Source organism: Luteococcus sp. Sow4_B9 (genome assembly GCF_052116585.1).
In the GTDB taxonomy this organism is placed as follows: domain Bacteria; phylum Actinomycetota; class Actinomycetes; order Propionibacteriales; family Propionibacteriaceae; genus Luteococcus.
The window spans coordinates 18,918-32,319 of the sequence record NZ_JBQKKT010000005.1 but is presented as its reverse complement, the minus strand read 5'-3'; the positions used below and the strand labels follow the sequence as shown (position 1 = coordinate 32,319).

Sequence of the window (13,402 nt, the reverse complement as noted above, 5' to 3'; positions counted from 1 at the left end):
TGGGGGGGTGAACCCTGACGAAAACTTCAGGAACTAACCACTTCATCCACACAAGGGAAACCGTGGGTTCACCACGGCTTCACCGCGGCCGAGCCCTCCGAACCACAGCGGCCCACCTGCACCCGTAGTTGAGACTTCTCCGCACCCTCCACCCCCCGGACACAGAAGACCCCCGACGCCATCGGCATCGGGGGTCCAGAGGAGAGGTGCGTGAGGATCAGTCCCGCAGTCCCACCCGTCGGGTGAACAGGTCATCCGACAGGCCGTAGGCGTAGTGCAGGATCTCGACGGGATGCACCGTGTTCACCCCGGAGCCCTTGCGGATCTGCCAGCGGCAGGTCTCCGTGTCACAGGCACCCACGCCGTGGTCGTGCTTCTTCATGTGCTCGAAGACGGGCTTGCCGACGGCCTGGGCCACCTCGTACTTCTCCTTCTTCAACCCGTAGGTGCCGGCGATGCCGCAGCAGGGCTGCCCGCTCTCGGCCACCGTCACGCCGGGAATCAGCTCCAGCAGGTGCATCGCGGGGGCGCCCATGCCCTGGCTCTTCGACTGGCAGGGCTGGTGGTAGGGAATCGTGATGTCCATCTCACGGAAGTCGAGCGGCAACTCCCCCTCGTCGGCCAGCTCCAGCAGGAACTCGCTGATGTCCCGCGAGCGGGTGCCGACGTCGTGCAGCTCCTCGGCGTCGACGCCCATGATCTCGTGCGCCTCGTGCTTCAGCATGCCGACGCAGGAACCCGACGCGCTGATGATGGTGAGGTCCTTGCCGGCGCTCTGCAGCTGGCGGCACAGCTTCAGCACGTGCTTGGTGGCCTGCTCGAACAGGCCATTGCTCTGCTCGGCCAGCCCACAGCAACCCTGCTTGGGCACCAGCACCTCGTAGCCCAGGTGTTCCAGCACCTCGATCGACTTCTTGCTGGTCTCCACCTCGAAGAAGCCCCCGGCGCAGCCCGTGAAGAAGACGACGGGTCCCTTGGTGGCGGGCTTCGTCGGGGCAGGACGCTTCTTCATCCACGCCTGCAGCGTCTCGCGGTTGGCCTCGGGCATCGGGGCGTCGCGGTGCACGCCGACGACCTTCTCGATGATGGTGCGCACCGGCTTGTTGTTCAGCGCCGCGTTGGCGATGGGCGCCACCGGGCTCATCACCATGCCCTCGAGCATGGTCTGGGTCATCAGACGGTCACGCACCGGCATGTGGTCGGCCTTCATCACCGCACGCGCCTGGCTGTTCAGCTCGGCGATCTTCACGCCCTGCGGGCAGCTCAGGGTGCAGATGCCGCACGAGCTGCAGTAGTCGAGCGAGTGGTCGACGCTCTCGCCATTGCGGAAGCGCTCGGCCTGCGGCCCGACGAACTTGGGGCCGCTGAACAGCGGCGTGACGCGGGCCACCGGGCAGGCGGTCTCGCAGATGGTGCACTTCACGCAGTGGTCCAGCGTGGCGCGGGTCAGCTGGTCGAGCGGGTGCTCCATCGCCTGCTTCGCGGCCTCGCGCTGGTCCACCGGGGCAACCTTGATGGTCTCGAAGATCCCGTCGACGGGCTCGGAGACCTGGGTGGGGCCCTGCGGCTCGGGAACCGCGTTCTCGGTGGTCATCAGTTCTTCTCCTTCAGCTCGGCCAGGATCGCGTCGCTCGCGCGCACCGCGCTGGCCAGGGCGATTCCCTCGCCCGACTTCTCGGTCCACCGCTGCGCGCCGGCCAGGATGCCGCCACACGCATGCAGGTTGGGATGCACCACGGCACCATCCGCGTCCAGGACGCGCATCTGGTCGTCGACGGCGAGGCCTGCCTTGAACAGCGGCTGGTCACCGCCCCAGTAGTCGCCGTGCACCATGTCGTCAATCCGGCCGCCGCGCACCGGCAGGCCCAGCACCGTCTCGTGCAGCTCGTTGTGACTGTCCAGGGTGAGGGCGCCGGACTCGAAACCACCCGTGGCCAGCACGAAGTGGTCCGCGGTGTACTCCACCTCGCGGCCCGTGCCCTTGATGGTGACGCCCTTCAGCACACCGTCCTCGACGCGGCCGCGCAGCACCTTGGTGCCGTTCACGAAGCGCACGCGCGCATCCTTGACCTGCTGCACCAGCGCGTCATTCTGGCGCCAGCCGGGCACCGACGGCGGGGGCAGCGGGATCTCGAAGACCGGTGCACCCACCAGCTCCTGGATCTCACGCCACGCCGTGGGGTTGGTGGCGCCCAGCGCGGCGGGCAGACCGACCGTCTCGCCCTCGCGCACCAGCGGCTTCACCAACGCGGCGAAACGACGCCTGGCCTCGGAATCATCCAGCGTGCGGGCGATGTTCAGGGCGTTCGAGTCGGCCTCGCCCGCGCGGGCCGGGAAGCTGATGTGCTCGAAGCGGGCCTCCACCCGGCCACCGCCCGGCAGCTCGGTGCGGGCCAGGTTCTCGGCCACCAGCTGCGGGTAGAAGTCCTTCAGCTCCTTGATGCCGACGAAGACGAACTTCTTGCCGGCCTCGCAAACACCGGCAGCCATCGACGGCGGCACCACGGCCGTGGGGCGCATGGCGCCGATGGCCGTCGGGTAGAGCTGGTTGCGGGTGGGGTCGCCCACCAGCTGGTCCGTGCCCAGGGTGTCCATCAGCCAGCTGATGCCCTGCTCCAGCGGCTCACGGCCCAGCACGGCATAGGGATGCTCGGGATGCTCGGCGACGAAGGCGCCCAGCTGGTCCAGCGGACGCTCGACGCGCTCCGGGGCGTAGCCCAGCACGTCCAGGCTGCCCTGGCCCAGCTGCAGTCCGCCGATTCCCTTGGTGAGCAGGGTGACCGTCAGGCCCGCCTGCCGCAGACGCAGCGCCGAGGTGAGCCCGGCGAGGCCTGCTCCGATGACGACGACGTCACTCATCGCGCGTCCTCACTCTCAGTGGTGGTGTTCTGGTGGGTGGGCACGGCGAACTGGTCGTCGCCCTCACCGGGGATCAGCGGGGCGCTGCCCGACGGTGGCAGGTGCTCGATGTCCAGGGTGCCCTTGAAGATCCAGTTGTCCAGGGCGGTCTGGCGCACCTGGTCCCCGTAGAGGATCGGCCACAGGCCAACCCAGCGGTTCTTGAGGAACAGGCGCAGCTGCTCGGTGGCCTCGTCGACATCGCTGTGGCCGTGCTCCAGCGCGATGCCGGCGGCGCGGGTGCTGCAGAAGCCGCCCTGGCAGGGGCCCATGCCCAGCCGGAGCTGACGGCGCAGATCGTCGAAGGTGGCCTCCGGGTGCGTGTCCATCAGGTCGGTGAGCTGCTTCTTGCTCATCAGCTCGCACTCGCAGATGATCTGGTCTTCCAGACGGTCCTTCTCGCGCTCCTCGAGGCGGTGCGTGACCAGGTAGGTGTGACCCTTCTCGCTGCCGGGCACGGCCTCGTCGGCGGTGGTGCAGGGGCGCTCGTCGCCGAGCTGCTCGCACATCACGTCGACGATGCGCTCGGCCATCAGGCGGTAGGTGGTGAGCTTGCCGCCGCTGATGGTGAGCAGACCGTCCAGCCCGTCGCGCTCCTGGTGGTCGATGATGTTCATGCCACGGCTCATGTGGCGGGTGTCGGTGAGCGAGACCCGGCTGTCCTTGACCAGCGGGCGGGCGCCGCTCCAGGCGTGCACGGCGCGGGCCTGGCGGAAGCCGGGGATCAGCGCCTCACCGGAGTCCAGCATCTGCTGCACCTCGTCGCGCGGGATCGCCAGTTTGTCGGGATCGTCGGCCTTCACGTCGGTGGTGCCGATGATGCTGACCGTGTGCACCGGCACAAGGATGTCGCCGTCGGCCGGGTAGATGCAGCGGTTGACCACCTGGTTCACCAGGCGGTGGTTCATGGCGATCATGATGCCGCGCCCGGGCACCACCTCGACGCCGGGGCAGTCGGCCATGGCCGCCACCTGGCCGGCCCACGGACCGGCGGCGTTGATGACGAAGCGGGTCTCGATCTGCACCTCGTCGAGCGTCTTCATGTTGGTGCAGATGACGCCGGTCACCTGGCCACCGTCGCGGGTGATGCGGGTCACCGAGTGGTACGGCAGCACGGTGGCGCCGTGGTCGATGGCGCTGTGGGCAGCACCCCAGACCATCTGCCAGCCGTCGACGGTGCCATCCTGCACGGCGAAGGCACGCTTGATGCCGGGGTTGAGACGCGGTTCACGACGCAGCGCCTCGGCGATGCTGATCTCCTCGCACGGCACACCGGTGGCCAGCGCCGCGGGGGCGAACTTGTCCGCGTGCTCCTCGCTGTCCTCCAGGGTGGTGACGAACAGACCGCCGGTGGCCTCGACGGCGTCGGCATGGATCCGGGTGACGATGTCGTTCTCGCGCGCGCATTCAGTGGCCGAATGGGGATCGGAGACCACATAGCGGCCGCCGGAGTGCAACAGGCCGTGGTACCGGCCCGTCGTCCCCTGGCCCAGGTCGGCCCGGTCCACCAGCACGGCGCTGTAGCCGCGCATCGCCACGTCACGCACGACGCCGGCGCCGGTGGCACCGCCACCGACCACCACCACGTCGGCCTGCAACTTCCTCATCGAGCACTCCCGTCGCCGTTGGGTGCGGCGTGCCTCCGTGCACCGTCGCTTCCCGTGCCCTCCAGCCTAGGCAGCGCCCCTTTCGATGGCGATGCCCCGGTCGATTTCACGCCCGACGTGCATTCCCCCAGTGACTGGCTGAACATTCGTGCACAAGAGACTGTCATTTGTGCAGGGTCGGCGGAAGCTCCGACGAAGGGTCCGCCCCGACGGCTCGCCACCTAGTGTGTCCCCACACGAACATCCACACCAATGAGCACCCACACCAGCCAGCACTCACACCGACAAGGAGCCATCATGCGGATCTCCATCCCCACCGAGGTCAAGGACAACGAGTTCCGGGTGGCGATCACGCCCGTCGGTGTGGCCGAGCTGGTGGCCGCCGGCCACGAGGTGGCCATCCAGGCCGGCGCCGGCACCGGTTCCTCCATCAGCGACGAGGACTACGCAGCCCAGGGCGCGACCATCGTGGGCTCCGCCGACGAGGTCTGGGAGCGCGCCGATCTGCTGCTCAAGGTGAAGGAGCCCGTCGCCGACGAGTACCGCCACCTGCGCGAGGACCTCACCCTGTTCACCTACCTGCACCTGGCAGCCGACCGGCCGCTCACCGATGCGCTGGTGGAGTCGAGGGCCACGGCCATCGCCTATGAGACGGTGCAGCTGCCCGATCGCAGCCTGCCGCTGCTGATCCCGATGAGCGAGGTGGCCGGCTGCCTGGCCCCTCAGATGGGAGCCCACTACCTGACCCGCGCCGCCGGCGGCCGGGGCGTCCTGATGGGGCACGTCACCGGCGTCGAGCCGGCCAAGGTGGTCGTCCTGGGATGTGGCGCGGCTGGCGCCAAGGCGGCACTGGCCGCGGCCGGACTGGGGGCCGACGTCACCGTGCTGGACACCGACATGGCCAAGCTGCGCCACGTCAGCAACTACATGAATGTGCAGACGCTCGCGTCGTCCCGGCTGACCGTGCGCGAACAGGTGCTCCAAGCTGACCTGGTGATCGGCACGGTGCTGCTGCCCGGATCGCGCACCCCACGCCTGGTGACGCACGAGATGGTCACGCAGATGAAGCCCGGCAGCGTGCTGGTGGACGTCGCCATTGACCAGGGTGGCTGCTTCGAGGACTCCCACCCCACCACGCACGAGGACCCGGTCTTCCAGGTGGAGCAGTCCACCTTCTACTGCGTGGGCAACATGCCCGGCGCGGTGCCCAACACCTCCACCTGGGCCCTCACCAACTCGACGCTGCCCTACATCGTGCGGATCGCCAACCTGGGCTGGCAGGCGGCCATGCAGGCGGACCCGGCGCTGGCCAAGGGCCTCAACGTGCAGGGTGGCCGGATCGTCTACCCGGGCGTCGCGCAGGCCTTCGACCTGCCGCACACCCCGGTGGACGAGGCGCTGGCGGGCTGACGGCCAGCCCGCCGCCCACTCGTCGTGAGGGCGTGCCACTGGGGGCCACGCCCAATCTCGTCGTGACCCGAGGATTCACCTCCCGTTGACCCCCCGCCCGCTGCCCCTGCACCCCGACGGGCTTGAATGGGGGCATGGTCAACCTTGATTCGTCCTCAACCATCGATGCGATCAACCTGCGCCTGTCGCTGCTCGGCCTGCCCATTGCGGAAGACAACGATCCCAGCAATGACGGCGACCTCGTCGCCCCGATCATCGCCCGCCACCGCGAGGTCTCCCGCCGCCTGGGAGACCGGCTGTGCGCCGCGGACCTGCGCGTGCAGGGCTTCCTCGACGACTACCTGCAGAACACCGACGTCCACCCCCACCTGCCGCAGCGGACCCTGGTGCTGGACCACCCCGGCCTGGCCCGGGCGCTGAGCCTGCCCCATGACGGCGACGAATTCCACTCGGCGCTGCTGAGCTCCTACCGGCTGGCCAATGGCGTGCTGCACAATCCCGCCAATGACCGCCGCACCACCGCCGGCGTCTTCCACATCGCCGAGGGCGGCCTGCCGATCCAGGACGACAAGCTGGCCGTGCCCGTCGACGTCTTCGCCCGCCTGCTGGACCAGGCCTTCCAGCCGCCCGTCGAGGACCTGCAGCTGCCGTTCACCGCCAACCAGGAGCAGAAGGCCGCCTGCTTCGTCTCGCTGCTGCTGCGCCCGCTGGTGGTGCCCGCGGTGCCCGGCTTCACCCGGGAACGCACCATGGAGGTCCGCTTCATCGTCCCCGGCGGACTGGTCTCCAACCTGGACTTCGTCGAGGGCATCTTCGGCAATGCCGGCGATCCGCACCTGCCGGAGAACGACGCGTCGCTGGATCCCGAGGGCTGGACCGGAACCACCGGGGCCGTCATCCTGGCCCCGCACCTGACCCGGGTCACCAAGAAGTCGCTCGGTCTGCCCCACGTCAACGACGCCACCGAACGCCAGAAGCGCGACGGGATGTGCTGGGAGAACGACGACGAGCTCTACAACAACGGCCAGGCCTTCAAGCTGTGCGCCCGCGACGAGCGTGGCGTGATCGTCACCGTGATCGCCGACAACTACTTCGGCTACTGCAAGAAGGAGGTCAAGACGCAGATCTCCTACTCCGCCAACCTGTTCGGCCTGGCCGAGGAGGAGCACTCCGGTGGCGCCCTGGCCTTCCCCGCCTACAACCTGGGCCAGGAGTGGACCGACACCTACACCCCCGACGACTTCACCGTCGCCGACGTGGTGGCCCGCAATCCGGAACGCTTCGAACAGCAGCCGCAGGGCCATGCCACCGACCGGGAGCAGGCCCACCTGGTGGTGGTGCCGGGCAAGGCGAGCTACTCGATGCGCACCCAGCAGGTCACCTGGACCAATCCGGACGGCTCGCAGGGCAGCACGCCGCTGCTGGCGGGCAAGACCTACCTGGCGCCCAATGGCTACCGGGTGCACGCCAAGCCGCGTGACGCGGACCCCACCCAGTGGCACCTGATCGGCACCTCGCCGTCGTCCACCCAGCTGCACAAGCCGGCCACCGTCTCCGGCGGCGGCAAGAGCGAGATCTCCAAGAGCCTGCTCGACGCCTTCGTCTTCGGCAGCGCCTTCACGGCCGACGTCGATGCCGACCTCGACATGGTGCAGGAACTCCTGGACCGCGACTACTCGGACCGCTTCCGCGACCCGGCCGCCGATGACCAGCGCAGCATCCTGTCCAGCGACCGTTCGCTGGGCTCGGTGATCAAGCTGCTGACCCCGCGCGCCGAGTTCACCGACGAGTACAACCAGTGGCTGGAGACCATCCCGCCGCACGTCAGCGAGCTGGTCTTCACCGTGAAGCGCTATTACAAGCCCGAATGGGGCACCGACTGGCGCAGTCACTTCACCGTCGGCGTCATCAACGGCCGCAAGGGCAATTCGCTGCGGCTGGACGGCGAGAAGATCATGGTGAACATGCTGCGCGTGGGCTTCGAGGCCGACGGCAGCTGGCGCCTGTTCAGCCTGCGCCCCGACTTCTCGCCCGCCATGAAGGTGCAGACCGAGGACGACATCACGGCCTCCGTCGTCGCCCCGCCCCTGGGTGAGACCACCGATCCGGTGAGCGCCAAGTACGTGCAGAACTGCGAACAGCTGCTCTTCCAGCGCCCCGACGACGCGATCCACCGCGGCTACGACAAGCAGACCGAGCTGGACATGTCCGGCGACGACTCCTTCATCTCCAACTTCCACCCGCTCACCCGGGAGGAGGCCCGCGAGATCGTCGCCGACGCCCCCGGCCTCAGCGCCTTCACCGAGCCGATGCGCCAGCGGATCATCCGCTTCGCGCAGGGCGCGGATGACGAGCGCCCGCTCTTCCTGGCGGTCAGCTCCGAGCCGCGCATCGTCGCCGACGGAAAGCGCTCCAAGAACCCGCGCTACCTGCAGAAGCGCCCAGACCTGACCAACCCGGAGGGCACCGCGGCCGCCTCCCTGGCGGTTCACCTGCAGCGCAAGACCGCCGCCGACGAGCCGCTGCGGATGCCGGTGGACGTCGTGGCCGCCGGCCGACGCAACAATGCGGCGGAGGAGGGCGTGCCCCCGCTGTGCGCCTACAACCCGCTGCACTACATGGAGCTGCCCGAGCTGTTCATGGAGTTCATCAGTTCCATGACGGGCAAGTCCCCGTCGACCACCGGCGCCGGCAGCGAGGGCGCCATGACCAAGGCGCCGTTCAATGCCCTGCCGTCGATCATCGACCTCAACGCGGCCCTGCTCAGCTTCGCGCTGACCGAGACCGACGGCTGGCTCTCGTCGGCCGGGGTGATCGGCCCCAAGGTGCGCGTGGACCACGACATCTCGCTGCTGGTGCCGGAGATCTTCAGCCGGATGTGGCCCGAGGAACGCAAGGCGCAGAACCTGATCGACGGCGGTTACCTGGAGAAGATGACCGACTTCGAGCACCAGGGCCGCACCATCCAGGCCAGCCGGCTGGGATACCGGATGAACCATCTCTTCGCGACGAACTTCTTCGGGCGCATCTTCCTGCACCCGGACATGGTCTTCACCGACGAGATGTTGCGGCCGGAGCTGCAGGACCCGGACGTCTTCGCCGAGAGCGTCGACGTGATCGTCACCACCCACCAGCGGGTGGCGCAGACCTACTTCACCGACGGCACCATCAGCCTGGCCGTGCCGCCGCTGAAGGCGCTGCTGGAGATCATGGCCCACGGCCATTCGGAGAAGGGCTGGACGTTGGACAGCCCCGAGTTCCGGGAGAGCTTCTCGCGACGCGCCATCCTGGACTCCGGTTGGTATGCCCAGCGCCTGGCCGCCAAGCAGAATGCGGAGGCCGTGCAGCTGAAGCAGGGCGTCACGGACCTGGCGCCCTTCGTGAAGAATGAGGGCAATGCGGAGCCTGTGGGTCGCCTGGCCCTGGACGATCGGCTGGCCACCCTGCAGGAGCGCCTGCAGATGGTCCAGTCCCCCGCCTACCTGGAGTCGCTGAACGGCACCCTGGGCCGGCAGGTCAGCTTCGGCTGACCGACGCCACGCTGGCGGATCCCAATCAGGTCCCATCCGGCACCCTCCGAGGGCCTCGACGCTGCGCGCGTCGGGGCCCTCGTCGCATCCTGACCCGTCGACGCCCTCGTCACAGACCCCACCCCGCCCGATCGTCGCACCAGACCACCTCATAGATTGGTCTGGGACCCAACGAGGAGATGCAATGACGCAACCACTCGAGGCCCTCCGCCAGATGCGCGAGGAAGCGCTGAAGGGCGGCGGACCCGAAAGAATCGATGCCCAGCACGCCAAGGGAAAGATGACGGCGCGCGAGCGCCTGTCCTTCCTGCTGGACGAGGCCTCCTTCCAGGAGCTCGGCGCGCTGGCCACCCACAACCACACCGATTTCGGCATGACCAAGAAGCGCTTCCCGGGCGACGGCGTGATCACCGGCTTCGGCAAGATCAACGGCCGTCGCGTGGCGGTCTTCGCGCAGGACTTCACCGTGCTCGGTGGCTCCTTCAGCGAGGTGCAGGCGCAGAAGATCAGCCGCATCCAGGACCTGGCGCTGGAATCGGGCATCCCGTTGATCGGGCTGAATGACTCGGGCGGTGCCCGCGTGCAGGAGGGCGTGCGCTCCCTGGCCGCCTACGGCGAGGTCTTCTACCGCAATGTGGCCGCCTCCGGCGTGATTCCGCAGATCAGCCTGATCATGGGCCCGTGCGCAGGCGGCGCGGTCTACTCCCCCGCCCTGACCGACTTCACCGTCATGGTGGAGACCACCTCCAACATGTTCCTGACCGGCCCGGAGATCATCAAGGCCGTGACGGGCGAGGACGTCAGCTCCGAGGACCTGGGCGGTGCCTACGTGCACAACTCCCGCTCCGGCGTCGCACAGTTCAATGCGACCGACGAGCAGAACGCCATCGAGATGGTGAAGCGACTGCTCAGCTACCTGCCCCAGAACAACACCGAGGACCCGCCGGAGATCGTCGCCTATGACTCGCCCGACCGGATGGACGAGTCACTGAACACGATCATCCCCGCCGACGACGCGATGGCCTATGACATGCGCGACGTGCTGGACCTCATCTTCGACGCCGGCTCGGTGATGCAGGTGCACGAGGGCTGGGCCGCCAACGCCATCTGCGCCTTCGCCCGCCTCGACGGGCACTCGGTGGGCATCATCGCCAACCAGCCCACCGTGATGAGCGGCTGCCTGGACATCGACTCGTCGGACAAGATCAGCCGCCACATCCGCATCTGCGACATGTTCAACATCCCGATCATCACCTTCGTCGACTGCCCCGGCTACCTGCCGGGCGTGCAGCAGGAGTATGCGGGCGTGATCCGGCACGGCGCCAAGGTGATCTACTCCTACTGCCAGGCCACCGTTCCCAAGATGAGCGTGGTGACCCGCAAGGCCATCGGCGGTTCCTATGTGGCGCTGAGTTCCAAGCAGATGGGCAATGACGTGGCCTTCGCCTGGCCCAGCGCCCAGATCGCCGTGATGGGGCCCGAGGGCGCCGCGCGGCTGCTCAACCGCCGCCAGATCCAGCAGGCCGAGGATCCCGCCGCGGAGGAGAAGCGCTTCGTCGAGGAGTACCGCGAGAAGTTCTTCAACCCCTACCGCGCGGCCGACGTCGGCCAGATCGACGAGGTGATCGAGCCGATGGAGACCCGTCCGCGCCTGATTCGTGCCCTGGAGGTGTTGCGCACCAAGGTGCAGACCAACATCCCCAAGAAGCACGGGCTCTTCCCGGTCTAGGGGCGACGCGATGAACAACCTGATGTGGGGCCTCGAGATGACCGTGGTGGGCATGGGCGTCGTCTTCGCCCTGCTTGCACTGCTGATGGGCGTGCTCACCCTGCTGGGAAAGCTCGATCGACCGGCCAAGCCCGAACTGGCCCCCGCCGCCGAAACCGCGCCCGCCCCGCTCGCCGCGGTTGCCGACGATGCCTCGCCCGCCGGGGATGCCCCGGAATCCGTCGCAAGCCAGCCCGCCGTGCAGATCCTCTCCGGCGGCCTGACCGTCGACCAGGCGACGGCCGTCGCGCTGGCCGTGATCACCCACGCGGAGGTGCGCCGCCAGCAGGCCGCGCCCGCCATGCGAACCCATGCGCCCGGCAGCCAGATCCACACCAGCCGGTGGGTCGGGGTTGGCCGCGCCGCGCAGAACCAGTCCTGGAAGAGGAGATAGTCCGATGCGCCGCTACACGATCTCGATCAACGGCTCCGACCACGAGGTTGACGTTGAGGAGGTGACCGCGAACACCTTCCGGGTGGCCATCGCCGGCCAGAACGTCGACGTGCGTCTGCGGGACCACCAGGACCTGGCGCAGGCCATGATCACGCCCGAGATGGAGGTGGCCGACAACATCCCGTTGCCCACCCCACCCCGCCCGGAGACGGTGCCCGTCCCGACGGCGCCCACCGCGGCCCCGACGGCACGCCCGCGGGCCGCCGCCCCAGCCGGCGGCGGCGCGGCCAGCGGGGTGAACACGCTGACCGCTCCGATGCCCGGCGTCGTGCTCACCGTCAGCGCCCAGCCCGGCCAGAGCGTCAAGCGAGGTGATCCGCTGCTGGTGCTGGAGGCCATGAAGATGAAGAACGAGCTGAAGGCCACCCGCGACGGTGTCATCGCGCAGGTGCCTGCCGAGGTGGGCGCCCAGGTGGGCTTCGGTGATCCGCTGGTGGTGTTCGAATGACCACGGTCCTGATGGAGTCCACCATCGACCTGCTCCTGCGTGGCGTGCTGAACGTCACATGGCAGTCGGTGGTGATGATCGCGGTGGGCTGCGTGCTGATCGGCCTGGCCATCGTCAAGGAGTACGAACCGCTGCTGCTCCTGCCGATCGGCGCGGGTTGCCTGCTCACCAACCTGCCGCTCTCGCCCCTGGTGGGCGAGGAGGGCATGCTGACGATCCTGCGCAATGCGGGCGTCGACAACGAGCTCTTCCCTCTGCTGATCTTCATCGGCATCGGCGCGATGACCGACTTCGGCCCCTTGCTGGAGAATCCGAAGATGGTGCTGCTGGGTGCCGCCGGCCAGTTCGGCATTTTCGCGACGTTGATCCTGGCAGCGCTGGTGGGTTTCAGCCGCCCGGAAGCGGCATCCATCGGCATCATCGGGGCCATCGACGGCCCGACCTCGATCTACGTCAGCCGCCAGTTGGCGCCCCAGCTGTTGGCGCCCATCACGGTGGCGGCCTATTCGTACATGTCACTGGTGCCGATCATCATGCCGCCGATCATGCGGGCGCTGACCACGGAGAAGGAACGCCAGATCCGGATGCCGTACTCCCAGCGGGAGATCAGCAAGCGCACCCGCATCCTCTTCCCGATCGTCGTGACGCTGGTGGTGGGCATCCTGGTGCCCTTCGCGACGCCGCTGATCGGCATGCTGATGCTGGGCAACCTGATGCGCGAGTCCGGCGTGGTGGAGCGTCTGGTGGGAACCTCGTCCAATGAGATCGCCAACATCGTCACGCTCTTCCTGGGCCTGGCGATCGGCTCGACGATGGTGGGCTCGTCCTTCCTGAAGTGGTCGACGCTGATGATCCTGGTGCTGGGCCTGCTGGCCTTCTGCCTGGACACCGCCGCCGGCGTCATCTTCGGCAAGATCCTGAACTTCTTCTCCGGGGGCAAGTTCAACCCGCTGATCGGCGCAGCCGGCATCTCGGCCTTCCCGATGGCGGCCCGAGTGGTGCAGAAGGAGGCCTCGAAGGCTGACTTCGAGAACTTCGTCCTGATGCACGCGATGGGGGCCAATGCGGCGGGCCAGGTGGCCTCCTGCGTCGCCGGTGGCGTGCTGTTGGCACTGATGGGCAGCGCCTGAGCATGGGGCAAGAACTGGATGAGAAGTCCCGACCTGCCGGAAACTGGGACTTGTCTTGTGTTGGGAGGACTCCTACTGTCGGAGTCATGAAGATTGGCTCTGACCAATACAGGGAGCAAAAGCTCCGCAAGCGCGTCGCGGCACTGGCGCTCGTCGC

General features: G+C 68.1%; 9 protein-coding genes. 6 read left to right on the top strand and 3 right to left on the bottom strand.

What is annotated here, in order from left to right:
• Nucleotides 1–217: 217 nt before the first annotated feature.
• The 3 genes from ACTQ49_RS05000 to glpA all read right to left on the bottom strand — a co-directional run bounded on the left by ACTQ49_RS05000 (nucleotide 218) and on the right by glpA (nucleotide 4,505).
• Nucleotides 218–1,471 (bottom strand): anaerobic glycerol-3-phosphate dehydrogenase subunit C, encoded by a 1,254-nt coding sequence (locus ACTQ49_RS05000; protein ID WP_441826841.1) that lies wholly within the window; start codon nucleotides 1,469–1,471, stop codon nucleotides 218–220.
• Nucleotides 1,472–1,593: 122 nt separating this feature from the next.
• The gene (gene glpB, locus ACTQ49_RS04995) at nucleotides 1,594–2,859 is read right to left on the bottom strand and encodes a glycerol-3-phosphate dehydrogenase subunit GlpB (RefSeq protein ID WP_441826750.1); all 1,266 of its coding nucleotides are present in this window, start codon (nucleotides 2,857–2,859) and stop codon (nucleotides 1,594–1,596) included.
• Nucleotides 2,856–4,505, bottom strand: a complete 1,650-nt coding sequence (gene glpA / locus ACTQ49_RS04990) for an anaerobic glycerol-3-phosphate dehydrogenase subunit GlpA (protein WP_441826749.1) — start codon at nucleotides 4,503–4,505, stop codon at nucleotides 2,856–2,858. Before glpA ends, glpB begins: the two co-directional genes overlap by 4 nt.
• Before the next feature lie 297 nt (nucleotides 4,506–4,802).
• Between glpA and ald the strand changes: the two genes are divergently transcribed.
• The 6 genes from ald (at nucleotide 4,803) to ACTQ49_RS04960 (ending at nucleotide 13,245) form a co-directional block, all read left to right on the top strand.
• Entirely contained in the window at nucleotides 4,803–5,915 is a 1,113-nt protein-coding gene (ald, locus tag ACTQ49_RS04985; protein WP_441826748.1) for an alanine dehydrogenase, read from the top strand.
• A gap of 134 nt (nucleotides 5,916–6,049) precedes the next feature.
• Nucleotides 6,050–9,445 carry a hypothetical protein gene (locus tag ACTQ49_RS04980; protein WP_441826747.1) on the top strand — a complete coding sequence of 1,132 codons (3,396 nt, stop codon included), beginning with the start codon at nucleotides 6,050–6,052 and terminating at the stop codon, nucleotides 9,443–9,445.
• A gap of 184 nt (nucleotides 9,446–9,629) precedes the next feature.
• Complete coding sequence (locus ACTQ49_RS04975; protein WP_441826746.1) at nucleotides 9,630–11,174, top strand: acyl-CoA carboxylase subunit beta; 1,545 nt, start codon at nucleotides 9,630–9,632, stop codon at nucleotides 11,172–11,174.
• Between the two features lie 10 nt (nucleotides 11,175–11,184).
• Entirely contained in the window at nucleotides 11,185–11,607 is a 423-nt protein-coding gene (locus ACTQ49_RS04970; protein WP_441826745.1) for an OadG family transporter subunit, read from the top strand.
• 4 nt (nucleotides 11,608–11,611) lie between these two features.
• Nucleotides 11,612–12,115 carry a biotin/lipoyl-containing protein gene (locus ACTQ49_RS04965; protein ID WP_441826744.1) on the top strand — a complete coding sequence of 168 codons (504 nt, stop codon included), beginning with the start codon at nucleotides 11,612–11,614 and terminating at the stop codon, nucleotides 12,113–12,115.
• The gene (locus tag ACTQ49_RS04960; protein WP_441826743.1) at nucleotides 12,112–13,245 is read left to right on the top strand and encodes a sodium ion-translocating decarboxylase subunit beta; all 1,134 of its coding nucleotides are present in this window, start codon (nucleotides 12,112–12,114) and stop codon (nucleotides 13,243–13,245) included. Before ACTQ49_RS04965 ends, ACTQ49_RS04960 begins: the two co-directional genes overlap by 4 nt.
• The last annotated feature ends 157 nt before the right edge of the window (nucleotides 13,246–13,402 follow it).

Excerpts from the sequence above, each read along its gene's own strand:
- ACTQ49_RS04960 (WP_441826743.1), top strand. The coding sequence starts at position 12,112 with ATGACCACGGTCCTGATGGAGTCCACCATCGACCTGCTCCTGCGTGGC.
- ACTQ49_RS04975 (WP_441826746.1), top strand. The coding sequence starts at position 9,630 with ATGACGCAACCACTCGAGGCCCTCCGCCAGATGCGCGAGGAAGCGCTG.
- glpB (WP_441826750.1), bottom strand. The coding sequence starts at position 2,859 with ATGAGTGACGTCGTCGTCATCGGAGCAGGCCTCGCCGGGCTCACCTCG.
- ald (WP_441826748.1), top strand. The coding sequence starts at position 4,803 with ATGCGGATCTCCATCCCCACCGAGGTCAAGGACAACGAGTTCCGGGTG.
- ACTQ49_RS04980 (WP_441826747.1), top strand. The coding sequence starts at position 6,050 with ATGGTCAACCTTGATTCGTCCTCAACCATCGATGCGATCAACCTGCGC.
- ACTQ49_RS05000 (WP_441826841.1), bottom strand. The coding sequence starts at position 1,471 with ATGGAGCACCCGCTCGACCAGCTGACCCGCGCCACGCTGGACCACTGC.
- glpA (WP_441826749.1), bottom strand. The coding sequence starts at position 4,505 with ATGAGGAAGTTGCAGGCCGACGTGGTGGTGGTCGGTGGCGGTGCCACC.
- ACTQ49_RS04970 (WP_441826745.1), top strand. The coding sequence starts at position 11,185 with ATGAACAACCTGATGTGGGGCCTCGAGATGACCGTGGTGGGCATGGGC.
- ACTQ49_RS04965 (WP_441826744.1), top strand. The coding sequence starts at position 11,612 with ATGCGCCGCTACACGATCTCGATCAACGGCTCCGACCACGAGGTTGAC.